This window comes from Dulcicalothrix desertica PCC 7102 (assembly GCF_003991905.1).
GTDB lineage: Bacteria > Cyanobacteriota > Cyanobacteriia > Cyanobacteriales > Nostocaceae > Dulcicalothrix > Dulcicalothrix desertica.
This window is the reverse complement of sequence record NZ_RSCL01000059.1, coordinates 1-24,987: the sequence shown is the minus strand read 5'-3', so window position 1 is coordinate 24,987 and position 24,987 is coordinate 1. Positions and strand designations below refer to the sequence as shown.

Genomic DNA, 24,987 nt, shown 5'->3' with positions numbered 1-24,987 from the left:
AAGTATTTTAGGTAAAGAGAATACATTATACTCTTTACTATGAGAGTGAGAGTTAAGTGAATCTGAAGTATAATAATATACTTTTTAGTCTTAAATATTACTTATTCAATGTTGCTCTTAAGTGCTGGTGATGTTTGCAAGTTGATTTCAAGGATTGGAAGTTCATATTTACTGCTCCCCTGAAATTTTTCGCTCTCCATTAATGACGATGAATAACTCGATGGATAGCAAAGCATTTGATGTATTTATTGAAAAGTTTTTGGTGCCTCAATTGTGGTCAGGAGCGGTAGTTGTTATGGATAATTTACCTGCCCACAAACTAGCATCAATTAAACCAATGATTGAATCTGTAGGTGCTAAAATTATTTGCTTATCTCCATACTCTCCCGATTTTAATCCAATTGAATTGTGGTGGTCGCAACTCAAATCTTTTTTACGCAGTTCTGCTCCAACTACAACAGAAATGGTTGATAAACTAATTTCAGTTGCGCTCGACTTAATAAATCCTCAACATTTAAAAAACTGGTTTGCTAATTGCTGCTATTGTACCTCATAACACCGGGAAGTGCTGTATATCTAGTATGCTGATACGCCTGCCAATCAAATCGTTAGGATTTTGGATGGTTAGGGTATTAGGTCTTCCTTGAAAATTTAAGATAGCTCCGTTCAAAAGGTCTTCGTTTAAAATGACTTTATAGGTTCTTTTGTTTTTACAGGATAAACGCAAAATCCCTACCTAACTTTACGGATAACCACACTAACTCGCCTATTTCGGTTTTGTAGTTAAAGTATTACAGTACATAGGCACTGAATGCTGGTAGGTGCTACACAATTAGACAAGAAAATCTGGGTGTATTGATATGGGAATTATAGGAATAGCGTTAACTGGCTAATTACATTTATGAGTTCATTAGTAGTGGAGCTACGAAGAGATGCGCTTGACTCTTCGGTTTCTGTGCTGAGTTTACTCCGCAAAGCTTTAGTAGTAGCAAAAAAACTCGATATTCAAGAATTCGAGAATTGGATAGAATTAGAGCTTAATGGTTACACTGAGATAGAATCTATACCTGAGTATCGTTTTGTTCAAGGGCAACTTAAAGGGCACAATCCTTTTCGTGGATGGCAGCCTATCGTAGTAATGGATACTGAAAGTATAGAATCTTACGAAATCATACGTAACCCTCCCATTACTGATCCAATGAGCCAGATAGTTGCCTTAATTCAAGATACAAACAACAAGAGCGACAGATTGGAAATAATTTTAGCTGCTGAAATAGAGGCACTATTAATGAGAAGTATAGGTAGAGATTTACCTATAAAATTAACTATTAGCAGCGCCAGCCTACACAGAATAGCGGATGCTGTAAGAAATATTATTCTGCGTTGGGTATTGCAACTAGAAAAGGATGGAATTGTGGGAGAAGGTATGAGCTTTTCTCCAGAAGAAAAAGCCATAGCGTCTAGTCATAGTTACCATATTTTTATTGAAAATTTTGTAGGAGAAAAATTTATGTCAAATACCCAAAATAACGATTTTCGTGGTGTTAATCTTGGTGGTGGCGTTGCTGGACGGGACTACACAGGAGACGTAATTCATAATAATGTAGATAGAAATTTAGCTGAAGCGGCGGCAGAGATTCAAGAATTACTCGAACAATTAGAAAAATCCTACCCTACTAACACTACTTTTGAAAAAATGACAGTTGCTTCTGAAGCTATTAAGCGCATAGAAAGTAATCCTGAATTGCATCAAAAAATAATCAGTGCTTTGAAAGCAGGCAGTACGCAAGCTATTTCACAAATGCTCAATCATCCATTAGCCAGTTTTATAATCGCTGCATTTGAAGATTGGCAAAAAAATAAGAGTAGTTAAAGCAGAATTACTAGTTAAATCATTAAGGTCTTTTGACTAGCTTATTACCTTCTTTTCTAAACCCATACCTACTATACCAATTGGTTAAGTCCTCTTTATTGAACCTGGCACCTCCAATACCGCCGGGGTCAGCAAAAAGTACCACAGGCAATTGTCGCTTGGCTGCGTGTCCAATAATTTGACGAATTAAATAGGAACCCAAACCTTTATCTCTATTCAGTTTACTAGGAACTTGCAATTCATCTACCATAAAAACTCGTTCGCCATTGAAATCCTTAATCGTCGCGAAAACAAAAGCAATGCTTCTTTGCTGTTCAAGCTTTTTCTGCCACCGCTTATATAAGAAATAATCAACATCAATACAGTCGGAATTTTTTCTCTCATCAGTCTCCAATCTATACCAGAAAACAATCCATATGTCCCGTAAGGCACGCCTGATAATATCCATTTATACTCACCATTTTAGAAGTTGGGAGTAAATTAGTAACACTTGCTAATCAAGCTTTTGTAGTATTGCAATTTTTGGTTAGTTTCCAAAGTTCTCTTTGCTTTGACTTTACTGTTGTAAAGCTGCACCGCTATTTTTTTAATTATCACTGTTTCGCAAACGGATATATAAGCTTGTAATTCCTGTAAATCCAGCTTGTTTAATTGTTGTATAATTTGAATTTTTTCTAATTCGTTCATAACAGCTTTTTCTCTCGCAACTTGAAACAATACAAGCATTATACTTTGAGTATGCCTCTGCAACGTACCTAATAAAGTAGGCAATTTCTCTTAGTCCCCATCTTTCTGCTTATTTACACCAAGTCCGCCAGCACATCCGAGATTTCTCGTTGCTGCTGCTGGCGTTTGCGGTTGTCGTCGTACTTTTGAATCGTGTCAATGCTGGCGTGCCGGGACAGGTTCTGCACCTTGCGGTAGTTCCCGTTGCTGTGATCGAGGGCGGTCGTAATCGAACTATGTCTTACTCTATGAGGGGACATTGGCTTAGAAATACCAGCTTTTTTACACTAACTCACTACTAGGCGCCGAATCGATTCACCAATCAATCTATCTTCTATATCCCCTTTGCGGTAAGACAGGGAGCCAAACAGCGGTTCATAAACAATCGCATTTTTCCACTACTCAACATCTCTCAAAATTGTCTCAATTTCTGTTAATTTTTGACGCAAAGTATCCTGTAGTTCAAGCAATTCACTGCGTTCAGTTTTCTTCAACGAATCAAAAGAAAGCTTTTGCAAACGCCTTACTTCCAGAGAAACTGGTTTACGAGTACTAGTAATTTCAGTCTGTGAGGTTTGATGAGATGTTATTACCTCGTTAACTACTTTGCGTGTTGCAATTACCGATAAGTTTTCCTCAGCTACTTTTTTAGTCGTTTCTGCACGAATCACATGTGCTTGCTCTTCGCTGATGCCTAAGTTTTTAGCGGATAATTTTTGTAGCGCTATTGCGTGCATACCTTTTAAACCACTACGGATAGCTGCTTTCAGGTCGTCAGCTAAAGACAACATGGGGAAAATATTTGCATCAACAGAAGCAGGATTAAGCTGTAAATCTAATAATATTGACAGCACAGCTTGTTCATAATCGCTCAAACCAAGACTTGCTAACACTGAGTGCTGTTTTTCTGGCGCCTCTGCAACTAATTCGGCAACGGCGTTCATACGTTTTTGCATATTTAATCGCCGCACAACTGTTGAGAGAATACGAGGAATATCTGATGCATCAAGTTCAGTATTACTAGCAATTTCTCTTACAATTGCCTCTGCTTTATCAAGGGGATTGAGGTCTTCACGATGTAAAGAAGTTAATAAAGCCTTACGATGTAAACTTTCTGGTTCTGGGATAATTACTGCTTGTAAAGCTTCCCAACCCAAAGCTTTAGCACTACGCCAACGACGTTCTCCATCAAATAGCAGCAATTTCTCACGCTGAATTAGAATAATTGGCTGCAATTGTCCGTCACTATTCAACGAACGAGACATCGATTCAACGCTTTCAGGTAAAAATGTCTGTCTTGGTTGCTCAGGATTTGGTTCTATTTGTTCGATGGGAATCGATAGTATACCTGTTTGTGATTGGAGTTGTTCGCGCAATTCTTTGAGTTGGGCTTCCAACTCATTCGATCCACTTGAGCGTAGTTCTTCAATCTCAGCTTTGAGCTTGAGAATTTCTTCTTCAGCTTCAGATAATTGCTGAGACTGCTTGGCGCCGGAGAAATAATTACTAAGGTCAGGAGCTTTGCGCGCGGTTGGTTTGCGGTCAGGCATAATTATTTATTTGCGGTAACTTTCGATTTCTTGCCAATTAAGGATACAAGAAAAGTAGCAATTTCTTTGAAATCATCTTTGGCAGGATGGCTTGGGCGATAAAGATGTATTGGTAAACCTTGACCACTGGCATTAACAAACTCAGCACTGTCTCGAATAGCAGGAAACGCGCGGATACCCATTTGCTCTAACTGTCCGGGCAAACTAGCAAGCATTTGTCGGTGAGTAGCCCTGCGTGCGTCATACTGGTTAGGCACAAATCCCAGGATTTCTGGAACTGGCTTCAAACGCAAGTGCTTGCAATGGTAATAGTACCATTCCAGTAAATGAGCGGCGCCTTGAATTGATTTCGGTTCGAGTTGTACGGGAATAACTATATGTGTACAAGCAGCTAGTGCCATCAAAGGCAAAGGACCAAGTGTTGCAGGACAGTCAAAAATAATTAAGTCGTGTTCGAGTGGACTATCAGTTAAACAATCCCCCAGCAAATAGGCACCGCGTTTGTGTAGTACTAATTCATCAGCAGTTTGTGTCAGTACCATCCCACCCTGACAAATAACTACTTTATCGGTATAGTCGCTCCAACAATTTACAAGAGGCCACGTACCATCAAATTTATCTTTGAGGACAGATGCAAGTGTCTGTTCTGGTTCAGGTGGCGCCAACCCACAAAACAAAGTCAGCGAACCCTGTGGGTCTAAATCCATCAAAGCTACACTATGCTTACGTTTTGCTAATTCATAGGCTAAGTGAACAGAAAGCGTCGTCTTGCCACTTCCTCCGGCATTACTGATCACAGCTAGTCGAATTTGCATGGTTCTCCATCATGTATAGATAGTTTATTATCATATAACGTTATCCGAGACATACAATTCATCAAAATACTGCTATTTTTTTGTAGCCAAGTTTACTTCAATAACAGCAAAACATCAACCAAATTCTTGATTTGACGTGGAGAACATTAATATTTAGAGTGATATATTTGACTTAAGACGGCGCCGAAGGAAGCAGCAATGACTTAAAAACTTGACAGAAAAGTTTGCAGAACTATACACCTTAAAGCTTGCCAGACAGTCTTAGCATACTGGCATCATTTTAATAAACATTACAAAAATTCTTGTTCTCTATTCGCAGAGAGTAATACAGTTGGTTAGCTATGGGAAGTTAATAGACGTAGATATTTACCTAATTAGGTGCCTCAGTCACCGCGCTTGGCAAAGCGCGAAAGCAGTTTCATTCTGCAAAAGAACTTTAAACAATTCGGTAAATGGAAAAACAATTAGAAACAAGTAAATACACATGTTACATTTAGAAGCGGCGATATCACTACAAGTTTGATTGGCTAGGACTGATATCAAATCTTGCTGTTGTCCGTATCCTAGTGACAAATTTGACTAGAACCAACTACCAAGAGTAATTATGCGCTCCTAGTAAGAAGCAAAAAATCTCTCGCCCGCCACCTGCATTCTTAAGTACTTGACTGCTCAACTGTTGCTAACTGTTTGCGTACTAAATCAAAAAACTGTTTTAATATGTCGATAGCTGGAAACACGAGCGTGCTATCAACAGCGTGCAAACTTTCATGCTCTATAGAGTGTCGAAAACTTACTGCATCCCTGACTTGTTTCATGAAAGCATCTGGGTCATTTACTAACTTTTCCTGTTTCAAAATTTCTTCAAATTTTCCAAGAAGCTTACTAATAGGTGCTTTATTTGGTGTGGTATTTTTTATCTGAATACCCTTTTGTTCCGCCCATTTTCTAAGAATTCCATCTACACCGGAAACGCAGAATCTCATAGCAGCTAAGTCATGCCCATGCCCAGCATATGCCTCGCCTTTACGAAAATTACTCAACTCTATATCTGAATCCAGATATTGCTTAAGGGATTCACTAAAATGCTGAAGCAATGAACCATCAGGATCAATACAATATGGACGTTTGGGCAAGACACCCATAGCAGGGTTCATCATATATTTATCTGATTGTAGGAGATTGCCATTGAGGTCAAACTCTCGAATGTAACCATAAGGAAATGAATAAAATGAGTAGTGCGGCACGGATGCCCACGGTATACCAACATATTTACGGTAATAATCCGCAAATTTATTCAGACCAGTAACAGCAAATCGGAGTGTTGAACGCCTAATTGCTGTGTCTTGTACGTCATCCTGAATTTTGGGAACTACAAGCGCAATAGTAAAAAAGCCCTTCAAAGTTGTGATAGCAACATTGGTTGCTGTGGGAAAGTTTTGAGCCTTAAATTCATTCACCATAGATGGAGTGCCGAAAACCTGCGTATACTTGCCATTATGGTAATAAACAACTTCAACAAAATCATTATCAAAACGACAGATTGACTCATACTTAAATCCTAGCCCTGGAACGGCAATTTCAAATACTTCTTCTGATGCACCTGAGAAGCACAGATATTCCGAAAGAGGCAAAGAAACCAAAGCAAGATGAAGGTTAGCTTCTTGTGCATTATTCAAAATTGCCCAATATTCTTTCGCACTGGCATCAGATTGGATAACTTTAATAACGTTGTACGTAAACCGGAGAAATTTATTACCTTCATTTTGGTACAAAAGTTTTTGGGCTAAGGTAGTAGCGTTCAAAGCAATATATTCTGTAAGATTAGGCTGTTCAATATCCATTCCACAACATTTTGAGCGTTTAGCAATTTAGCAGAGATCCTTATTGTAACGATTGTCTTGCAACAGAACGAACTCGAAACTGAAAATTTTACTGATTGGATGCATTAAATCCAGCTAACAAAAAAGAAACGAATCAAAAATCTAGTATAGTATAAGTATATTTATATACCCACTCTTCAAACACCAGATTTAACTTGAATCAGCTGCTGGTTCCAATCGCGCGCTTTTGGTTTAAGCCTACTTGTTTGAGGTAAAATTTTCTGAATAGCCTCAAAAATCTCCTTACCTGCTGCATCGTTATCATAAGCCGCGACAATATTCTTGAAGTAACTCAAAAACTCAACTGGCATACACCGAGGACTGTCAACAGCTATATATATAGTTTTCTCCAGTAAAGAATACTCTAACGCTGCAACTGATAACGCTTCGATTGGAGATTTTGCGAGAACCGCGCGCGTAATCTTATCCTCACCGTGACCGCCAGTAGTAAAATGAAACCAACCTTTGCTGCGTTTACTACCCTTGGCTAATCCATAAAAAGTATTGTTAAATCCATAAGTTCCGCGTAAAAATGCACCTGTGATTTCCAAGTCCATCGCCCGCATTACAAACACGGCATTTTGTTTCGCATCACCATATATCAACCCAGCCACATGAAGGTTATCAATAAAATTTCCAGGTAACTTTCTTACAGCAACCAAATAATCCCTCACCGCATCCCAACGACTTTCATCGGGTACTGGCGCCATAAACTGCGGTGCCAATTCCTGGGAAACAATTTCTTGAGCTTCGGTTCGTGCGCGATGGGTAACTGCACGTAGCATGTCAGATTCCCCAAAAATATCATATAGCCATGCAACTGCTTGCCTAAAATTGCACTGCAACAAATGCATCGCCAAATCAATGGCGCCTGCACCTCCCTTTTGGGCGCCACTGTAATCATAAAACTTGGCGCCGACTACTCGCACAGAATGACCATCGCCTTGCCAAATTCCTTTATTATTTAGATGCAGCCCCAAATGATAAGCGACTTCTTCCAGAGGTAGGTCACGTATCAAGTTAGCTTGCGCTTGCCACAGGTCTAAAGTCCAGGCTAAATTTTGCACACGCTGCTCTAACTTCTGCCTTTCGCGCTCGCTTGCTTGTGCGGTCTGCTCGATATATTTTTTCTCTCTCAGTTGTAAATCGCGGTCATTGATTTGATTATTAAGAATATCCAGTTGAGGCTGAAGAATTTCTTTGATTAACTCACGATATGCAAAAACCGATTGACTATCATTGGGTATTGGTAAAACATCGTCTAAATTAATGTGGAACGACTTACAATTTACCGCAGCATAATACTTTTGAATATCCATGTGTTGAGCTTTACTGCCTTTGATGCCACGTTCAATACCAAGATGACTAACAGCAACGGCAAAGCTATCCTGCAACTCTGACAATTTTATTCGACCGTGGAACAGCGCTCTAGCATTGAGCTTACCTTGATTATCGAGCGGCACAATAAAAGCATGAATATGAGGGGTTGTCTCATCAAGGTGAAGTTCCGCGCGCACCACCCTACCGTAATAGCGGTTAAGCAACCAATCAGTACAAGCAGTTGCAAAATCATCTACTCGTTCTTGGAGATAAAACCCAGAACAAGCTGGATTCTCAGGACGGAAGTATTGGGGACTTGCACTTAGAACCATCTCAATACCCAACACAGCATTCGAGCGAATTTTCTGGTCTCCGATTTTCTCCACGAACAAAATCCTGAGACTTTTATTTTCGCCGACATCGATTAACCGAACATTTTTTACCGATAAATCAGCATTGGGAGTTTCGCGCGCTCTCGAATTATGCGAAGCGCAGGTATTCAACTGTACCCAACTCTTAATTTTCTTAATGAGACAGACAGCATAACTATTCATAACTGCATCTTCCCATTACAACCAAGGCACAGTTACAATGAGTTATCCTTGGTAAACAAATATTCTCAGTTCTTCACACTCTTGTTTGAGTTTTGTATCGTACAATCTTCGTACCACTTGTAAACTCAACACCTTTTACTTAGCAAGTACCATAACATGTGTCGCTACTGCCAATGATATCAATGTACGCTTATTTAGCACTCTGGCACTTTTCACGCTCAAATCAGGCACCTGAAATTATCAGTAATCATTGTCATAAATTATGCATACAATATCTAATATTGTGTAATAAGTGGTATCAATACAAAAAATTAATATATTCTTACTGAAGAGCAAATATAACATTAAATACCAATAAGAGTTAACTAAGTAGTATTAACACGGATAAAAAGGTTCGGTTAACCGAATAAAGAGTGTATATGATGGCATTATCACCTCACGTGTAATAAAAACCATCGATATAATTAATTCATTTTTGCAGGATAAGCATATACCACATACAGATACATTATTTTCAAATATTTATAAATTTTAAATTACAGATACAACGCTTAAACATTAGCAGTATATATATCGTTACATATTTAAAATTATCTTGTTAAACAACAAAGATTAAATTCATAACAAAAATAATCGATATAAATTTAGATTTATCGTAAACAATTAGAGTTTCATAAAAATTAGTTTTGCAGTTACAAAAACTATTACAAAACTAATATTAATATTTAACCCACATTCCGCACCCAACTGTCACAATTCGGTAATTACTGAGAATAAATCTACGCTTAAAGAATAAAATAATACTTCAAAATAACAGAAAGCATTAAAAGACAGGGGAAAAGCTAAAGCTTGAGCTTGTAGCTAATTCTCAACGCTTGTCAATAAGATTGAAATTTACTTTATAATCAAATTAATAGATTCACGTCTATTATGAGATTTAATTAGAAGGCTTTTTATAATACATTAATCAAAATAGAGTATAATTAATCATGTCAATACGAAGAGCCATAAAAATAGAAATAGCTCAAAACAGTAGAAGTATTAAATGTCAAAATATAAAATATAGACAACAATTATATTAGAACTTGGTAGTAGCGGTGACAATCTTGAAGAAATAATTTAATTATAAGGTCTCTATCTTGGTTCCAATTAGATATTTGCTTCTCGTCATTAAATGTAACTAGATGAATTGATTGAAAGCACTGAAATATCCATTTTAATGTCGGATTATCTATCAGTTTTCCTAGCTGATTTTTAATTTTTAACTGTGATTCATACAGAGCTAAACGTATTTGTCGCTGCGCTAAAGTGTAAACTAATAAAGACAAGCCCATTATCATCGCCAATGCTTCTATTCTTTCTGGACTTTTTAAATAAACGCTATCAGCGAAAAATGATGGGTTTTTAAGAAAAGAAAATCCTCGTTCACATGATTGTTGTGCTTTATATTCGCAGATCATTACACTGTTAGGCAATTCACTTTCAGATAAAACATTAGTTGCAAGTATGAAGCGCCCAGCACTCAAAGTATCCTGATTAATCTTATCTTCATTCTCTGTGAATGTTGCCGAAATTTGATAAACAGTAGCTTGCTGATTTGATGGTAGCTTTTGTTTCTTGCTTTTGATTGTAGTGACTTGACTTTCTAAAATTTGATGATATTTGAATTTTTCAGATAATTTTGATAATGCTTTAACCGCATCTGCCTCACAAGCAAACTCTTCTAACGACAATTTTTTTAAATCTCTTTTCGTCTTTTCAAATGATTCGACAATTTTTTTTGAGAGTTTCTCTAAATCTGACTTTTTTCTTTCTTGACTTTGAACAACTAACCATCTTTGCTCTACCCCAGCATAAGTAACTCTTTTAGCTACATATAAGTATCCTTTTAATTCACATTCTAAAAATTCTGATTCTGGTATTGTTGATACTAAAAGCTTTGCTTCATTTATACTTAAAGGCACCCTTGATAGCCATTTAATCCCAGACATCTTCTCAATGTTTTGTTCAGTATATAATGCACAATCTGCTACTACTAAACTATCAAAGTTAATTTGTTTTTTGTAGTTAGCTGCTATTTCTCCAAAACATGATGAATCTACTTGATTGCCTGATGCTGACTGAAAAAATATTGGTATATCTCCATCTCCACTGCTTATTAATTGCATTAAAAACTGTTTTAGGTCTGGTCTATGGTCACGAGAATAACCATATGTTATATTTATTGCTTGCTTCGATTCTATATTCTCATTTCCTAGCTCTTTCTCTTCCTGTCCTTCTTCGTCTTTTTGTTTTTTCAGATTCTTTTTACCTTTTGATTTTTCAAAGATGACTTCTGGAAATGAAGATTTATACTCTCCATGCACATGCATTGATGATGAATCTAGGTGTGATGTTGAAGTTGATATTTTAAATTTCTGAATGACATTAATACTAATAGCTAGAAAAATACTTGACAATCCTTTTATGAATAACTTATCCATAACCCTACCAAGCTTATAATCATTCAGATACTCTGGTTTTATTCCTTCTCCTAGGAGATGTTCGCATGGTATTGTTTCAAAATATTTTGGAAACATATATAGAGGTTGAGCTACAAATCCTAACCCATTTAAAATCATTGCTTTAACAACATGCCCCGCACTAACTTTTTCACTTTGCTCTTGAGGTACAAAATTATTAATTATTTCTACTAAACCGATAGAATCTACTATTCCTGCAACAATTCCTAAGTGGTCGATGTTTTGTATTTTCGTATTTTCTATATTAAACATAGTTAGAGAACCCTCATTCACGATTTCTGTTTCAATTTTCGCATTTTGAGAGCCAAAATTATTTTCTACTATTGCCTGAGTATAATAAAAATAATTATCATTAAGCCTGAAATATTGTTTATTGTCATAGCTCTTTAGTACTATTTTGTTGAAATTTATTTAGTACTAATGAGCTTGTGACAGTTGGGTGCGGAATGTAGGTTTAAGGTTAAAAATACAGAGTTGTGTTATTTGAAAAATAACGAAACAAAAAATACAAGTTAATTAAGTATTTTCAATAACTAATTCAAAATCTACACAACTTTAGCAATAAAACAATCACATGCACTCAAGAAATCGGAGCAAAGTACCAATTTAATAAGAATTTTGCGTTGTTTGAGCTTTGTCACCAAGAAACTATTGCAAATTATTAAATGCTTGCAAATAATTTATGACGCTAATAATAGAAGCGTTTGGTAAGACAGTAATAATTTACATGATTATAAAATAAAGCTAGTTTAAAGCTTTATTTGTGAGGTGTTAAAATCACATTCAATTATTAATAAAGAAGAATGATGGAAGAACGTTAGTTAAAAATGTATAGCAATCTAGTGAAATAAAGAAAACTAACCCTTGAAGAACATCTCAAAGGCTTATTCTGAGCATCCTTACCCATTGCATATCTAGACCAGACAAGGATGCCCAGTCCACAAAAAAAATTGGATATTTTATCACTTAGGAGTCCTTAAGAGAATCAACTACCCATTACATTCAGTATTCGTTATAAATCTCTCTACTTATACAATTTCATACTAAGACGTATCATTAAGCACTAATATTGAATCCTCAACTAACCATTCCAATCCGCCTGTTATCTTCGCAATAGCCGTAAATACAACCGTTAATAACTTGATTCTAACTTCAATACTTGTAGCAGCTAATATATCTCTAAACTTAATACCAACTATACTGGCTACTTCCAGCAAATTGGCTATCATATCCCGTACGCTTTCTTCACCAATCAACGGCAGATAAATACTTTTCAACCATTCTGAGTCTTCGTCTAAATTAAGAACAACATTTTTTGTATTCAGTGATGCAATCAAATCAATTGCTGTTTGACGCAACTGGCACCATCCACCTTCAAGGTTCAAATCACTGGCAATTTGAGATATTCGCCCTTGAGTCACAGGTTCCGACATGCCAAGCATTACGTCTGATTGCGTTACATAATGTTTACCCTTTAATATGTGTTCGCCTAATGATTTAATAATCGCATATTGTGTTTGCTCTCCATATTGAGCAGCTTCAACAGCTATTTCAATCGCACGCATGGAAACAAACTTACATCCAGGCAGTTCATCCTTGATGAAGGATATGTCAAAATCACCAACAAAATAATAAGTTAATTTTTCATGCAGTCGTAAATGTGAACGCAGTCTTCCCCCTTCCTGAGATATCTCAGCACGTACCATCCCATCAATAAACTGTTGAAATGTTAATTGATTATCATTATCATAGCCTTTATTAAATTCTAGCTTACTAAATTGATTTGGTACATCAGCACTACAAATATCTAAATCAATTTGTTCGCCTGTCAGTATCTGATATTCTGCTGCCATTTCCCCTATATGGGAATAAGGTACACCTAATGAAACTAGTACTTGCGTATCTAAAAATCTATTTACACCACGTCCATCTCTAAAATGATAACCATCCCCAGGTAAGGCATGTATTTTACGTTCAATAAAATTAACTTTCTTGTCGTTGTGATTATTTATAATTCCATCACGCAACGCTAACACGCGCGGCAACATTGATTGCTTACGTCTATCCTTACCCAGCGTTCCCATTCCGGTTACATGTACAACCGTTAAATTCTCATAACTTGGCAATGCTTGTTCAACAACTAATATGTCTTCAACATCTGTATGTAGCTTCAATGCTAGATGTCGCACATCCATTGTGCCATCTAAATAAATGTTGAATTTAGCTGCGCGCGCTACATCCCTATGTCGATAATCTGCTGTATGTATTGATAGTACTCCTTTCTCAAAAGCAAGAGCGCCATCAATATAATTGCCCAAGACTTCCAACAGTGGTACTAACCAATTTAAGCTAACCGAGTTCAATTGCTGCTTGACATCTTTATAATTCTCACCGCGCAACAACTTATTTATCTGCCTACCGCGTGCTTTATCTTGTTTTGTACCAACCGAAATATCAAGACTATCCGATTTTTCAATCAGAAATGCTAAGTCAGGTGTCAGGGCTGGTAACAAGTCTTCAATTATATCGCTTAAGCAGTCGGGCAATTTTCCGATTATTTGCCGAACTTGAATATCACTAAAACCATAACGAGGGGAAGTCGGAAGTTTCGTACTTTCTACTTCCGGCTTTTTACCAGGTGTAAATAAACTTGATAATTGTAGTAATACTGGTTTCAACTTGTTATAAGTTTCAGGCGCCGCAAGCGCTAATTGACCAACAGTTTGGTTAAAATCATCAAAACGAACTTCGATTTTAGTACGTGTTCGCATTAATTGAGATACTTCATCCCATATCACACCACACTTGTCATACTGATAATCCTCAATGCTCGGCATACTATCAGGATGCGCGCGCACTTGCGGATTTTTTAACGACCTTGTTCGTAAAAAACGGAATCCAAACCCATCACCGATATTGTTTGGACAGGCATTGCTAAGATGGCAACCACCACATATCGGATTATCGTTACTCTCAATATTTTGTATGTTTTTAGCGGCAAGTGACCGAAACATATGTTCACGAAAACAATTAGACTTCGTAAGCTTGTTTCCATCAGCATTACTAGTTGGTCTTACCAAATATGATTTACCTAACGGTGTCTTACGTGTGTTGTCAATCTCCAAACCATTATGACGTGGTATTAAATCAACAAAATTTTCCTCAACCGTTACCGTAGTTGGGTTGCGATGGTCAGCAGCAAGATAAAACAATTGGTTGATGCTATCAAATTCCGCAGCTTTCAAACTACCGGCTGTATGCGACTTACCCAGACCTGGCACTGATTTATCAAATATATGGTGCCATCCCTTGCTCGTTGCTTCCAACCACAAGGTAAACCTTTCCGATGCTTGGTAAATTATCTTCGGACACCCAAGTTGAACATATTCATCATAATTAGGTAAATTGCCGACTTGATAATTAAGATTGTTTACAATTACTTGCTTTTTATCCGTATTTAGTTGTTTGTCAAATCCTCGTTTTTCTTTAAATACACGACGTAACTTATCTAATTGGTGCTTAACACCATCCCAAAACTGCAACGGATTACGTGACAAACTTTCAAATTGATTCCAAGATAGCAGTTCATAGTTACCAGTATATTCATCAGGGTCAGGGCAAGATTTATCAACTTGTCCCCACCAAGCAATCCGCAATTCATAACCCCATTTCCTCAACAACTGATAAGTTTTTTTGTACTGCCGCATTACTTGCTTGTTCACAACGGCGCCAGCATCAGCCCATAGTACAACTTGTTTCGTGCCATCAAGAAACCGTGATGCAGCTTCAATATATCGCTTCAATGTTTGAGGACTGCCTGCAAAGTTACCACCTGCGGCGCCGATACATAAACAATCACGTAGTTGGGCAAGTATATAGGGTTTAAGGATACCCTCAGCAAGCATTATATATTTCAATCTCAATTTTGCATCTTCATGCTGGTTTTCACTTTCATGATTTTTAGCAAACAAATGTTGATTTTGTAATGGTTCTGCACTTTCAAAAAAGTTTTTACTTAAATTTGTGTTGTTCGATATTAGACTATGAACACGCATAGGTACGCAGAATGTGAGGGGAAGTTCACCATTTTGTAAATGAACACTGGCGCCTGTATTTCTCTTCTTATTAGATTTACTGCTTGCCCAAAAATATTTAGGATTATCATCACCTGGGTTATCATTACGAATTTGATAACCAACGATTTGAAAGTACTCGTTCCATACCGGAACCATATATCCAGTAGTGAAATTAGTCAGGCTTTTACCAGTTATTCCTACACCTGCAAGACGATACGATACTTCAAAATCCAGCTTTTGGTATTGGTCGATACTACGAAATAACCCCGCGCGTATTAATTCATCCGATAATCCCCGACGTTTGAGGTCATCATGATGTTGAGGTTTAAGAGGTAATTGGTTAATTAATTTACTATGTTGGCGATGACGCTCACTTTCATCCAAAGACTCAGCATGTAGTTTGCGACGTTCTACTTGAAGCTGCTGCCATCGCTCTCTATAAGCAATACGTTCAGCTTCTGTATATGAGCGTCCATCATCGGGTACAAACATCCCCCATTGACCACCACTAGTCAGACCCACAAACTTCCAGCCAGGAGGTGTACTGTAGGCATCATGGGTATTCATGCAAAACCGAAAATTTCTGTCATCCGGTTTCCAGCCACAATCCGGTTTTTGTCTACCGCAGATGGGGCAATACTCAAAACGTGAAGTGCGCGGGAATTTCATCTCTCACCTACCCCTGCGAGCGTTTTTCCTGCAATTCGCCATTCAATAATTTCGATCCAGTCAACTTCCTCACGTGTACAAACTACGGTGCCTAATAATCGATTTAATAGGTATCGGTCAGTTGCTGTGGAATATTCACTGGCGATTAATCGATGTATGCGGTCACGTAAGCGAATCTGGTCATGTGTTTCACCTTCCTTATCCAAGGTGAGTAGCTCCGAGCATTTGTATTGATGCTCGTGTAGGTCGTCATCATATTTATCTCGGAAGCATACCGTGGCGATGGCGTTAGCAATTCTGACTACGCGACCTGAATGGTAATAAGTTAGTTTACGTAACAACTTATCAGGGAAGAAGAATATCGCCCCCTCTACCACTGCGCTTACTCTATGGACACGGTTTGCCCTTAACAATGCAGATTGAATTGTTTTTGCTTTTCCACTGCTGACTAAACTCAACACTTCGTCGCAGTTTGGTGCCTTCAATAGATTCGCGACTGGATTGATTCCTGCTGATTCCAAGTACGCTTCAAGTGCAGCAGCTTCAATTTCCTTACCTAAATGACGTAGTTTTTCACATTTCTCAATAATAGGTTTGGCTCTTTCGTAAGTTCGTCTGGACATCCCAATACGTTCACCAACCTTATCTGTCGCACGCTGTTTTTTATCTGATTGGAGTGGGTCACGTGACCCACTCCAATCAGATAAAAGCACTACTGGATAATAGTCATGATTGTCATCATCGATGCCCGATTTTTCAGCATCTTTATTCTTCCAGCGTTGCTCAAGTCCAGATTGGCGCCTTATTGCTGCTGCTTGTTTTTCAAGTAATTCCCACTCCTTACCCTCAATGAGTTGTTGGTATTTTGTCTTCGGTCGGTTGCGGTTGGCGGATAGTATGAAGTGCTTTTCTGCTTGCTCCGAAGGGAATGGGTAGCAAATTACTGGTATAGAATCGATATCAAGGACAATTGCTGCGCGCAAGCGGCGCCCACCAGAAACAACTGTATTAATTAGTGTACGTGTTGATACTACTAATGGCACCATAATGCCATTTGCTTCAATATCTAGCTGCAAATCAAGTTTTTCTTCAGTGTTTCCATATATACGTAGTAGCTCAGTATGTAAGACTAAATCACTTGAATTGAAGTACTTTGTTTCTGTATGATTTGTATTCATACAGCCCTCCGATTGTTTAAATGGGGATTGAAAGCCTTGTAATTAGGCATTTATTAAACACATGAAATTCGGACTTGTTTGGGAAAGTTAAACCAACCCAAATGCGGAAATTCTTAAGCCTATGTTAATTTTTAAAACAAATACAAAATTATTAGCGTGTAAACACTTCCCAGTGTTCTGCCTCGACCATAAGAATGAAAGTTCGTCTTAAGGTTACTCAACAGAGCAACTCATCACTCTCGACAATATCGACTCCCATCGTGGACAACTTCGTTAAGTCTTGTTAAGATATCTCTATGAAATAAATTATGAGATACGTTGCATCTAGCTGAGGGTAGATGTGCCAAATCTGGTGTAATCATGATATGATAAGTGTTAGGTTGGTTGAACGAAACAATTTAGTCCTATTCAATGAATAGGTAAAGTTGTCTCCTTTATCAGAGCCTTGGTGGAACAGGGCTTTGATTGAGTATTTGGTTGAAGTTACTCTTACACAGAAAGTATATCAGATATCAAATGGTTTTGCAAAAGAGTACAGAAAAAAGAGGTGATAAATAAGATGCCTCCCTTAGCACTAAGTCCTATTGAAAAAAAAGCATTGGAGCATGTAGCAATCACCAGTAGTACAGAAGTAAAAAGAAGAGTAAAGATACTGCTAATGCTTAATGCGGGTGAAAAATGGGCAAAAATAGCCCAAGATGCTAAGGTTACAGACCATTCAATATCAAAATGGAAAAAAAGATGGGTTGCAAGCAAGCTACAACCACAGACCTGGGATGATGCAGTTGCTAAGGTCGAGGAAATTCTTGGTGGTGGCATGGGGCGCCCTAAAAAAGTAAAAGCCAAAACAGAAGTCTCCAAAATAGTGGAAATCAGCGAGTGGTGCAAAACTCGTCAACCAGGTGCAAATACTTACCAGCACAACAAGCAAGTGGCTGAAGCAGCAAAGCAAAAAGGTTTACCAGAAATGTCACCAAGAACGGTTGGTCGTCTTTTAGAAGAAAACAAAGTTCTATCTAACTAGCTTCCCGGACTTAGGAAGCATCACAATCTTTAAAAAAGATAAAAACTGCATTTACAGTTTTTAACCCTCCTTTTAACTCGCAGTAGCCGCTGCGTAGTGTTAAGTTGCATTTTTATGCTTTAGGGTCGGTAATCGAACAGCAAACCTTGAGATCAGAACTTACCACCGAAAATAGCTGTTTGCAAGGGGTCAAAATCGCTTATACGCCGGACTCACAAACAACTTATACGCCGGACTCACAAATAAAACTATACGCCGGACTCACAAACAAAATAGGGGTAACATATATTATTGATATGTATTAATAAATACCTTAATAAATATAAAGTAACGTATAATCAGTAGCTAAAAACTTTGCATCACTGATGAATATGTATAAAATTTAAAATAAACTACTTAGGAAACTATACGCCGGACTCACAAACATTTAGGAGGTAATATACGCCGGACTCACAAACGAAACTATACGCCGGACTCACAAAAGAAACCCTAAAAATCATACGCCGGACTCACAAATGATTGTTAAGATTCGTTAAAGACAGCATGTGTCTTTTTGAGTACAGCAGCACAAAGCTTGGTAATATTTGTCGAAACGACAATATATATAGTGAGGGTGTGTATGAGTAAAAAAGACACTGTTTTCCAGGTTGACGGAGAACTGATGATGATATTGCCAAGGGCAGCAGCTTCAATTGCAAATCCTGATGTCCAACCACCTATTTTTCAAATGGACGCAGAAGGTTACTTTTTGGAAGTGCATGTTAAGGGTGACCCGTTGGAAGACAGCGAAGTAGCTGTTAGCCGTCGTGTTCGAGTGGATGAGATTTCTAAAGAGGAGTGGAAAAATATAAAAGACCAATATCCTAATTTTGATTTGAAAGCATTTACTGACGAAGGAATTAGTAAAGGACTTGAGAAGATTCAAGATCGCCGCATTCAGCGCTTGTTTTCCGCACTGATTACTTTTCTGAATACAAGACAAGTCAGTATTTTGTTTTTTCTGTATAGAAAAGCGCGAGAGCAGGGAAATAGTCGTGTAGTTTCTTTTCGGTCTAACGAGTTATTAGAGAATTTAGGCTATAAGCCTACTCAAAAAGGTTATTTTACTGCAAGATTGCGCTCGCAACTTAACCAAGATTTAGTGGCTCTCCACAGGATTGAATTAGTGTTTGCTCGTTCATTAATCAAAGGTAAGAATAAAGGAGCTAAGGTTGTTGTCAAAAGCATTATCCGTATTCAAGGTTATGAAATAGACAATTTGCCCCGGAACTTTGATTTGGCTAAAGCAGCTGATTACACTTATGAATTAGCGGATGCTTATACGATAGCATTAGAATTTTTTGATGGACTGGAGCGAACGGGAGACTATGTGGAACTTTCTGACAATATCGACATCAAGCAAAAGCAAGGCAATAATGCTAGGTATGATTACAAGATGAAGTTGATAATTTACCTTGCTAACCGAATGAGAAGGGATAAATTAACTAATGGTAAACATTTGCTTATTTCTAGACGGTATTTATTCAAAAATTTAGATTTATTCGGTAGCAATGTATCTAGAAATAATCAAATTTTGTGGCGAACTATTGAGGAGTTAAAAACCGACGGTTATATATTAGATGCCAAAGAATTGCCCGAAAAACGAAGTATGGTTAATATTCAATTTGAGATTAATCCTGATAAATTACGTTATAATAGCAACTATTGTTTTACGGACAAATAGTGGCATTGCTCTTGTTATAAATATAGCAAATCATTTTTTTTGTATTAATTATAACTACTTCTAAGTGATAAAAAATATAATGCCTCCGGAATAAAACGGAAGCATTTGTAGAAAAATATTAATTTGAATTGAAACGTTTGTTCATTTACCTACTTTAAAAAGGTATGCTAGAGTCGTCAGCAATATTTAAGTAGCCATTTTTAGATGCAACTGCTGCAACGGCGCCAACTAGCTCTTTATGATTTTGTGTTTCTTGAGAAGTTATAGAAGGAGTGGGAACAGAAGAGAGTTTTGTAGTGTTAGTGAGGATGAAGGTACGGATGACTAAAGTAGGCTTCTTTTGTTTATATCCACGACCAGAATCTATTATCTCTAAATCTATATAGCCCATTGCTACTCCACTGGCGCCTATACCAGCTTCGGCAATACTGACTGCTGCGGCGCCTTTTGCTCTGTAGGCAACCTTGTCTTCTACTACTCCATCTTTGGAATAGTGAGAGAAAGCACATTGCCCATAAGCAATTTTTACTCCTTGCTTGTCAAAAGCTTCGTTTAGGGAAATAACTCGAATAGTATGAGTAGAGCTAATCATAATTTGTGCCTGAAAATTATTGTTTTTTCAATTAATAAATGCGCTTGAGCGCACATAAAAACCAAAATACCTCGCATTATTATCAGAACAAACGCGAGGTATTTTGGTGGTTACATTAGAAATTAGCGTTAACTAATTGGCTATGCTCATTATTCGATTCAGCTTGTTCTTCGCTTGAAGAGTTGTTTCGAGGAGAATTAATGAGTTCTAGGTTGCTGACACGAATTAGAGGTTTGTAGCGTTCTTCACCAGTGTTTTTATCGTTCCATTGTTCTAACACAAGTTCACCATTAATACCAATTGTTGAACCTTTCTTTACATACTCGGCACAAACTTCTGCAATACTTCCCCAGCACTCAGCATCAAACCAAAGAGGGTTATCTGATTTGTAAGGTGCTTTGACTGCAATGGTTATGGCAGATTTGACGGCGCCTGATTCAAAATATTTAGTTTCGGGATTTTGTCCTACACGTCCAATAATTTGAACTTGATTTACGTATTGTTCGTTCATAGTATTTTACCTTTGGTAATTTTCTTTTATTAGCGCTTTTGCGCCCTTTTAAATAGGAGGTTATGCCGAACTAATACAATCGTTTATAATCAAAGATAGTTGTTTATAATTGGATTTATTTTGATTTTCAGTATTTTTTTGAGCAATAAGTAGCTGGTTGAGGTTATGAACTGCTCTACCTAAATTATTTTGCCATACTCCAAAACTCCGAGTTTCGTATCCATATCGTCTTAAGGTTTGGCAGCATAGACAATTGCATAGTGGAACAGTTGGATTTTCATGTGGTTTGCTGGCTTTATACTTTACTAAACGCTCTCCTTTGATTAGGAAGAATGAGCCAGCAATAAATGCTTCTTTAAAATGCGAAGCTCCATCAAAACTAGTAATGTTAATGTCATCAAAGACGCGCGCGTATGCTGGAGAAGATAAGCCAAACACATGAATCCAGATTGGTTCTGGCAATTGACGTAATTCTTGAGTAATTATTTTGATAATTTTTGTGTTGTATTGTTTGTTAGAAGCAGTTGCTACTAAACCTCCTATCCCTATTGCTCTGTAGCCAAAGTTATATAAATCCAACGCTCTTTCAATTCTCGCTTCTATCGAAACCCCATGCACTACAGCCATTGCAATTCTGCCTTCAAGCTTTTTGGATAGTTCGATAAATTGTCTAGCACTTTCATAATTAAAGCGAATACGTGTTTCTAAATTCTTACCCAACAGCAAAGAATCAGGAGCGACAATAATATCCCCACTTCTACTACGCTTTTTATATTGGTGAATTGCCCAATGTGGCGTAACCAAATTTTTACCTAACATCGGGACATCTAGATGTCTATAAGTATAGGCGCCGCAGTCCCAAAGAATTTGGCTGTGATGAGGTATTACAGCTTGATTGAACGCTATTGAGCATAACCATCCGTCAGGTTGATGCTCTAAAAATTCCCAAATGCCTCTTTTATATCCGTTAATTTTAATGTAGTCTGTTTTGCCTATTGCTGCGAAAAATTTCATTTTTGATAGCTAAATAAGCTAAAACTCCCCTAAAGTATCAGGGAGTTTTAGGTTTGATTAAGAAACAGGAAGTAACGTAACATCCCAAACTAATCTTGGTAAGACTGATTTCAACATCGCAGTTTTGGCTAACTCTAATTTTGACAACCAATCTGTACTACTTAAGCAACTCCACCATCGGTTTTGTAGATAATCAAGCAGCCAAAGTTGTTGCTGAAAGTCCAATGTTGCTTCTATTTGTTTAGAAATTTGAATAGCTTGTAATGCTGTTGTTGGCGGAGTAAGGAGAGCATCGAGTATAGATTGCGGTATCAATTGCAACTGGTTATGATGTGTGATTGCCTGACCAGGACTACCAGCGGCAAGTGCCATGACAGTGGGATTGTTTAGAATGTCTTGGCGCCCCAATTTCTCTAGTACTATCGCCATATTTGTACTATTAAGTTTGTGGAAAGGAACTTGTTGACAACGGCTAATGATAGTAGGTAGTAGTTTTTGTGGCTGAGAAGAGAGCAATATAATAGTTGCTATTTTCGATTCTTCCAAAGTTTTGAGTAAGGCATTCGCAGCAGCTTGATTCATCTGGTGCGCCTCCTCAATAATGACCACGGATTTGGGCGCCATCAAAGGAGAGTGGCAGAGGAATTGAGTAATTTCTCGAACTTGCTCTATACGAATTTGAGGTTTAACTTTTCGCTGCACTCCATTATCAATGAGTTCGCTTTCCTTCAACAACTCCCCTTGAAACAGATATGTTGGTTCTACCCATAGCACATCAGGATGATTAGTGATTTTGTGAATACCAAAAGCCTCAGCAATGAAACATCTAGCTGTTAGAGATTTCCCTACTCCGTCTGAACCAATGAACAGGTACGCTGGGGCGATACGCGAAGTACTGTGTTGGCTGTGTATCGCTCCTTCGAGTAGCGATATTGCCAGCGTTTGTCCTACTACTGTAGAGAGTTTAGAGCTTGATTTTTGATAGTTTACAACTTCCACCGCGCGCTCAAGGACTTGAGTATTGTTAAAAAGATTCATACGATGGTATTACAAAGCTGAATAATTTGGGTTTGAAGGGCGAGTTTTTCATCGTTGCCACTTTTAAGCATTAACTCAAGCTCCAGTAAGATTTTGAGCGCATTTTTTAGCCTGCTTAAACTTAGGCAAGTAATTTCCTGACGGAGAAAGTAAAGTCGCTTGGGGTTTTTTAGTTCTGCTGCTTTTGCGATTTCCCCATCATCTTTACACCCGCTAGCAACCATCAGTTTGACTACTAGCCAAGTGCGGAACATTGTTACTAGTGTGCAGGCTATCCTTAAAGCAGGTTCGTTGCTTCTTATTAAGTTTTCCAGTAGTTCCAAAGCTTCCGAGACGTTCCCTAAACGAATAGCATTAGCAAGTAGCAGGTTATTACTGGCGCCATTGTTTACTAAGGAAGCTACCACTTCAGCATTTACAGGTATACCTGAAGCATAAATACTTAGTTTCTCCAATTCGTTCCGCAAAAGTCTTGTATTGTTACCAGTTGATTCGACCAATTCCTTACAACCATCTGATGTTAAAGTTACACCAATTTCAAGAGCAAGCGCGCGAACTTGGTGCGTTAATGCTTCCGTTTGCCATTGGGGGATTAGAGCGAACTCCCTTACTTCTCCATACTCCAATAGCAGTTTAACCGACTTGTTCCTACCATCAGGTTTATTAGTGCTGGTTATAAGCAGCACATTGGTTTCAGGGATGTTCGGTAAAATACGTTCTAACTGCAACAAAATTTCCTCCGGACAAACTCCCAGCAAATAGCTGTTAGTTAAGTGTACTAACCTTCCCCCACTCCCTACTGGTGCTGTCATTAAGTTAGAAAAAGCTTGGTAGATGGTTTCTTTTGATTCTGGTAAATACTCCGTATAGTTGAAACTTACCCATTGTTTATCCAACACCGTTTGTAACAATTGTTGAACGGCACGATTTATCAGGAATTCATTTTCACCCCAGTATAATTTTATAGGCATATTTGTAATCCGTTATTATGGTGTCAACAACGTTAGAGCGTTAGCTCCGCGTTAAATAAATTAAAATTACAGATTATGGATAAACAGTTATCTAAGAAAAGTGTTTTTGAACATTTAGATAAAATAGCAAATACTGATGCGGGTACAGAGAGAGAAGACGAGGTTTTAACTGGATTTTTAAGGAGTCTTGGATTACGCAAACCTTCAAAAATGACGGAGCAAGATGCTGAAAAATTACTTGTGAATTTAGCAGAAGATAATTGCTCCAAAGAGTTCGTTGAATCTTTAGTATATTGGTTACTTAGGCAAGGAATTTCTTCAGTAGCAAAGGAGACGATATTAAAAAGCGATTTAGATGGTGATGGGGTGCCATTGTGGCAAGAGTTGATTGATGGAACTGACCCCTTCGCCGATGACCGTAATCTTTCTCAAAAACATAGCTATTTAGGTATGGAGCTTAACAAGGTCAGAGAAATAGAGATTTAAAAAATATATAGCACTTCTTTATGAAGTGCTACGTATTGTTATAATGAATCGACAGCAATGAAAGCTTGGAAATGCTCTTTAATTCGTTTTTGTACTGTGGCGCCACATTTACCCCACCACTCTTCGGTTGGGTTTCCTCCTACACAAGAGAGAACAGCAGTAAATCCTTCTCCTTTATAACGGATAGGGAGAACTACTTCACCTTTGGCTGTTTGACGAGGATTGCATTGTACACCAAAGCTATTAAGCATTCTTTCAAGCTTGTTTAGTTGCTGAATTTCTGTCATAATAAATATTATCAAAAACGCTAGATGACGGATTTATCAAACACTTTTGGTTAGTCCGTCTTTTTCGTTTTGGTCGGCGCTTCTGCGCCAAAATATTCGTAAGCGTTCAGGGGGCGCCGACAAAACAGCAAGGATTCAGGCAGCAGTATGGTTCAGTTCCCAAAACTTTAAGCTCGTG

General features: G+C 37.8%; 21 protein-coding genes. 5 read left to right on the top strand and 16 right to left on the bottom strand.

What is annotated here, in order from left to right; all coding sequences use genetic code 11:
- Positions 1–208 precede the first annotated feature (208 nt).
- Together DSM106972_RS49215 and DSM106972_RS52000 are read left to right on the top strand one after the other, a co-directional pair.
- A complete protein-coding gene (locus DSM106972_RS49215) occupies positions 209–556 on the top strand; it encodes a transposase (RefSeq protein WP_158633028.1) in 348 nt (115 codons plus the stop codon).
- A 345-nt stretch (positions 557–901) separates the two neighbouring features.
- Positions 902–1,873, top strand: coding sequence for an AbiTii domain-containing protein (locus DSM106972_RS52000; protein WP_158633027.1), 972 nt, complete (start codon positions 902–904; stop codon positions 1,871–1,873).
- Between the two features lie 22 nt (positions 1,874–1,895).
- Here DSM106972_RS52000 and DSM106972_RS49205 read toward each other — a convergent pair whose 3' ends face one another.
- The 10 genes from DSM106972_RS49205 to DSM106972_RS49160 form a co-directional block, all read right to left on the bottom strand.
- A complete protein-coding gene (locus DSM106972_RS49205) occupies positions 1,896–2,321 on the bottom strand; it encodes a hypothetical protein (RefSeq protein ID WP_127087551.1) in 426 nt (141 codons plus the stop codon).
- A gap of 32 nt (positions 2,322–2,353) precedes the next feature.
- On the bottom strand, positions 2,354–2,599 hold the full coding sequence (locus tag DSM106972_RS49200) for a hypothetical protein (RefSeq protein WP_127087550.1): 246 nt from the start codon (positions 2,597–2,599) through the stop codon (positions 2,354–2,356).
- 74 nt (positions 2,600–2,673) lie between these two features.
- Positions 2,674–2,871: a site-specific integrase gene (locus DSM106972_RS54605; RefSeq protein ID WP_267901243.1), complete on the bottom strand. Its 198-nt coding sequence runs from the start codon at positions 2,869–2,871 to the stop codon at positions 2,674–2,676.
- A gap of 126 nt (positions 2,872–2,997) precedes the next feature.
- Positions 2,998–4,149, bottom strand: a complete 1,152-nt coding sequence (locus DSM106972_RS49190) for a ParB/RepB/Spo0J family partition protein (RefSeq protein WP_127087549.1) — start codon at positions 4,147–4,149, stop codon at positions 2,998–3,000.
- A gap of 2 nt (positions 4,150–4,151) precedes the next feature.
- Positions 4,152–4,964 carry a ParA family protein gene (locus DSM106972_RS49185; RefSeq protein WP_127087548.1) on the bottom strand — a complete coding sequence of 271 codons (813 nt, stop codon included), beginning with the start codon at positions 4,962–4,964 and terminating at the stop codon, positions 4,152–4,154.
- Positions 4,965–5,617: 653 nt separating this feature from the next.
- Positions 5,618–6,805 carry a hypothetical protein gene (locus DSM106972_RS49180; RefSeq protein ID WP_127087547.1) on the bottom strand — a complete coding sequence of 396 codons (1,188 nt, stop codon included), beginning with the start codon at positions 6,803–6,805 and terminating at the stop codon, positions 5,618–5,620.
- A 176-nt stretch (positions 6,806–6,981) separates the two neighbouring features.
- On the bottom strand, positions 6,982–8,718 hold the full coding sequence (gene mobV / locus DSM106972_RS49175; RefSeq protein ID WP_127087546.1) for a MobV family relaxase: 1,737 nt from the start codon (positions 8,716–8,718) through the stop codon (positions 6,982–6,984).
- A 1,073-nt stretch (positions 8,719–9,791) separates the two neighbouring features.
- Entirely contained in the window at positions 9,792–11,492 is a 1,701-nt protein-coding gene (locus DSM106972_RS49170; RefSeq protein WP_127087545.1) for an IS1634 family transposase, read from the bottom strand.
- 791 nt (positions 11,493–12,283) lie between these two features.
- Positions 12,284–15,985, bottom strand: coding sequence for a hypothetical protein (locus DSM106972_RS49165; protein WP_233786991.1), 3,702 nt, complete (start codon positions 15,983–15,985; stop codon positions 12,284–12,286).
- Positions 15,982–17,163, bottom strand: coding sequence for a ParB/RepB/Spo0J family partition protein (locus tag DSM106972_RS49160; RefSeq protein WP_127087544.1), 1,182 nt, complete (start codon positions 17,161–17,163; stop codon positions 15,982–15,984). Before DSM106972_RS49160 ends, DSM106972_RS49165 begins: the two co-directional genes overlap by 4 nt.
- Positions 17,164–17,722: 559 nt before the next feature.
- Between DSM106972_RS49160 and DSM106972_RS49155 the strand changes: the two genes are divergently transcribed.
- Together DSM106972_RS49155 and DSM106972_RS49150 are read left to right on the top strand one after the other, a co-directional pair.
- Entirely contained in the window at positions 17,723–18,187 is a 465-nt protein-coding gene (locus tag DSM106972_RS49155; RefSeq protein ID WP_127087543.1) for a helix-turn-helix domain-containing protein, read from the top strand.
- 619 nt (positions 18,188–18,806) lie between these two features.
- Positions 18,807–19,910 (top strand): hypothetical protein, encoded by a 1,104-nt coding sequence (locus DSM106972_RS49150; RefSeq protein WP_127087542.1) that lies wholly within the window; start codon positions 18,807–18,809, stop codon positions 19,908–19,910.
- 154 nt (positions 19,911–20,064) lie between these two features.
- On the opposite strand, the gene DSM106972_RS49145 is transcribed toward DSM106972_RS49150, so the two are convergent.
- The 5 genes from DSM106972_RS49145 to holA all read right to left on the bottom strand — a co-directional run bounded on the left by DSM106972_RS49145 (position 20,065) and on the right by holA (position 24,036).
- Positions 20,065–20,502, bottom strand: coding sequence for a hypothetical protein (locus DSM106972_RS49145; RefSeq protein WP_127087541.1), 438 nt, complete (start codon positions 20,500–20,502; stop codon positions 20,065–20,067).
- A 115-nt stretch (positions 20,503–20,617) separates the two neighbouring features.
- A complete protein-coding gene (locus DSM106972_RS49140) occupies positions 20,618–21,013 on the bottom strand; it encodes a single-stranded DNA-binding protein (RefSeq protein WP_127087540.1) in 396 nt (131 codons plus the stop codon).
- A gap of 60 nt (positions 21,014–21,073) precedes the next feature.
- The gene (locus DSM106972_RS49135) at positions 21,074–22,027 is read right to left on the bottom strand and encodes a tRNA guanosine transglycosylase family protein (RefSeq protein WP_127087539.1); all 954 of its coding nucleotides are present in this window, start codon (positions 22,025–22,027) and stop codon (positions 21,074–21,076) included.
- Between the two features lie 57 nt (positions 22,028–22,084).
- Positions 22,085–23,065: a DNA polymerase III delta subunit-related protein gene (locus tag DSM106972_RS49130; RefSeq protein WP_127087538.1), complete on the bottom strand. Its 981-nt coding sequence runs from the start codon at positions 23,063–23,065 to the stop codon at positions 22,085–22,087.
- A complete protein-coding gene (gene holA / locus DSM106972_RS49125; protein ID WP_127087537.1) occupies positions 23,062–24,036 on the bottom strand; it encodes a DNA polymerase III subunit delta in 975 nt (324 codons plus the stop codon). Before holA ends, DSM106972_RS49130 begins: the two co-directional genes overlap by 4 nt.
- Before the next feature lie 75 nt (positions 24,037–24,111).
- Between holA and DSM106972_RS49120 the strand changes: the two genes are divergently transcribed.
- Positions 24,112–24,522, top strand: coding sequence for a hypothetical protein (locus DSM106972_RS49120; protein ID WP_127087536.1), 411 nt, complete (start codon positions 24,112–24,114; stop codon positions 24,520–24,522).
- A 38-nt stretch (positions 24,523–24,560) separates the two neighbouring features.
- On the opposite strand, the gene DSM106972_RS49115 is transcribed toward DSM106972_RS49120, so the two are convergent.
- Positions 24,561–24,809: a hypothetical protein gene (locus DSM106972_RS49115; protein WP_127087535.1), complete on the bottom strand. Its 249-nt coding sequence runs from the start codon at positions 24,807–24,809 to the stop codon at positions 24,561–24,563.
- Positions 24,810–24,987: the final 178 nt, after the last annotated feature.

Coding starts and splice junctions, on each gene's coding strand:
- DSM106972_RS49215 (WP_158633028.1), top strand. CDS start 209: ATGAATAACTCGATGGATAGCAAAGCATTTGATGTATTTATTGAAAAG.
- DSM106972_RS49115 (WP_127087535.1), bottom strand. CDS start 24,809: ATGACAGAAATTCAGCAACTAAACAAGCTTGAAAGAATGCTTAATAGC.
- DSM106972_RS49150 (WP_127087542.1), top strand. CDS start 18,807: ATGAGTAAAAAAGACACTGTTTTCCAGGTTGACGGAGAACTGATGATG.
- mobV (WP_127087546.1), bottom strand. CDS start 8,718: ATGAATAGTTATGCTGTCTGTCTCATTAAGAAAATTAAGAGTTGGGTA.
- DSM106972_RS49205 (WP_127087551.1), bottom strand. CDS start 2,321: ATGGATATTATCAGGCGTGCCTTACGGGACATATGGATTGTTTTCTGG.
- holA (WP_127087537.1), bottom strand. CDS start 24,036: ATGCCTATAAAATTATACTGGGGTGAAAATGAATTCCTGATAAATCGT.
- DSM106972_RS49130 (WP_127087538.1), bottom strand. CDS start 23,065: ATGAATCTTTTTAACAATACTCAAGTCCTTGAGCGCGCGGTGGAAGTT.
- DSM106972_RS49155 (WP_127087543.1), top strand. CDS start 17,723: ATGCCTCCCTTAGCACTAAGTCCTATTGAAAAAAAAGCATTGGAGCAT.
- DSM106972_RS49165 (WP_233786991.1), bottom strand. CDS start 15,985: ATGAAATTCCCGCGCACTTCACGTTTTGAGTATTGCCCCATCTGCGGT.
- DSM106972_RS49160 (WP_127087544.1), bottom strand. CDS start 17,163: ATGAATACAAATCATACAGAAACAAAGTACTTCAATTCAAGTGATTTA.
- DSM106972_RS49190 (WP_127087549.1), bottom strand. CDS start 4,149: ATGCCTGACCGCAAACCAACCGCGCGCAAAGCTCCTGACCTTAGTAAT.
- DSM106972_RS49185 (WP_127087548.1), bottom strand. CDS start 4,964: ATGCAAATTCGACTAGCTGTGATCAGTAATGCCGGAGGAAGTGGCAAG.
- DSM106972_RS49145 (WP_127087541.1), bottom strand. CDS start 20,502: ATGATTAGCTCTACTCATACTATTCGAGTTATTTCCCTAAACGAAGCT.
- DSM106972_RS49200 (WP_127087550.1), bottom strand. CDS start 2,599: ATGCTTGTATTGTTTCAAGTTGCGAGAGAAAAAGCTGTTATGAACGAA.
- DSM106972_RS52000 (WP_158633027.1), top strand. CDS start 902: ATGAGTTCATTAGTAGTGGAGCTACGAAGAGATGCGCTTGACTCTTCG.
- DSM106972_RS49135 (WP_127087539.1), bottom strand. CDS start 22,027: ATGAAATTTTTCGCAGCAATAGGCAAAACAGACTACATTAAAATTAAC.
- DSM106972_RS49140 (WP_127087540.1), bottom strand. CDS start 21,013: ATGAACGAACAATACGTAAATCAAGTTCAAATTATTGGACGTGTAGGA.
- DSM106972_RS49170 (WP_127087545.1), bottom strand. CDS start 11,492: ATGTTTAATATAGAAAATACGAAAATACAAAACATCGACCACTTAGGA.
- DSM106972_RS49180 (WP_127087547.1), bottom strand. CDS start 6,805: ATGGATATTGAACAGCCTAATCTTACAGAATATATTGCTTTGAACGCT.
- DSM106972_RS49120 (WP_127087536.1), top strand. CDS start 24,112: ATGGATAAACAGTTATCTAAGAAAAGTGTTTTTGAACATTTAGATAAA.